Below are 1,172 nucleotides of genomic sequence, written 5' to 3'. Positions count from 1 at the left end.
CGGAGGACGCGGCGGAGCACGAAGACACCGACACCGAGGCGGTCGGCGAGGAGTGAAGCGGACTACGAGCGGTGGATTCGGGAGCTCGCGGAGATGAACCAGCGGGCCGTGGACACGATCATCCGGCACAAGGCCGAGATCGAGCGGCTGGAGAAGCTGCTGGTGATGGTCGCAAATTCGATCGACGACTATGCCGAGCCGGACCCCGAGGACACCACGCGGGGCTGGAACAGCGAGTTCGGGGCCTACCACCGCGGCCTCGTGCTGTTCAGCGGCACCATGACGCCCGAGGAGTGGGCGGCGATTCAGGCGTTGCGGGACGCCGCTGAAGGAGACGAGCAGGCGGAAGCGAAAGATCAGATCGAGTGACTCGAATACCCCTTTTACCCAGCAGAGGAGCTGACCATGGCAGAGAAGAGCAAGGCAGGCAAGACAAGCGAACCCAGCCCCGAGATGATTATTCGTGCGAAGGTGGGCGACGCCTACGACGACCTGATGGCGCAGGCGGATCGGATCGTCCGCGGGTTCGCCAAGGGCCACAAGTCTCGGTTCGAGGTCAAGATGGACTACGAGAGCGAGGACGGAGACGCGCAATACACCACCTCGATGAACATGCGGCTGGCGGTGCCCGACGGTGACGGCGACGGGCCGATGATCCTCGGCGACCTGCCGGGCGATGCGTCGCTGCCCGTGCTGTACACCGCCATCATGCTCTGCGCCCACAAGCACATCCCCGCCCGGTGCGAGCAGGCGCGGATCGACGCCTGCAAGAACGACGCCCGCAAGCGGGACGAGGTGGTGCGGGCGTCCGATATGTTTATTCAGGTTTCCACCATGCTGACGCTGGCTCAGGCGGCTCATGCGCTGCAAGAAAAGCGGCGGGAGCTGGCGGCGTCGGCCCCCCTAGGGGTCAACGAGCTGTTCGAGAATCACGCGGCCCACGTCATGCTCCACATGGAGCTGGCGGCGCACGGGGAGAACGGCCTGCCGCTCTGCGAAGGGATGCGCGAGGCCCGGGAACACGCGGAGGGCGGCGACAAACCCGCCAACGTCTTCGAGCTGGACTTGGAGTGGGGCCAATCCCGCGACGACATGCCGAGCGAGAGGCCCGAGGAGGTCAAGGGCCGGGTGATGGAGATGGTCAAAGAGCGGAACGGCGTCAACGGCTCCAA

General features: G+C 65.6%; 2 protein-coding genes. Both read left to right on the top strand.

All coding sequences use genetic code 11. The features are described 5' to 3' along the window. The first annotated feature begins 93 nt into the window (after positions 1-93). On the top strand, positions 94-369 hold the full coding sequence (locus R0J87_RS18260) for a hypothetical protein (RefSeq protein WP_498887943.1): 276 nt from the start codon (positions 94-96) through the stop codon (positions 367-369). A gap of 36 nt (positions 370-405) precedes the next feature. Then, the coding region (locus R0J87_RS18255; protein WP_498887941.1) for a hypothetical protein at positions 406-1,172 on the top strand (767 nt) is incomplete at its 3' end.

Source organism: Halomonas sp. SIMBA_159 (genome assembly GCF_046536035.1).
Lineage (GTDB): Bacteria > Pseudomonadota > Gammaproteobacteria > Pseudomonadales > Halomonadaceae > Vreelandella > Vreelandella venusta_A.
This window is presented reverse-complemented; position numbering and strand designations above follow the sequence as displayed.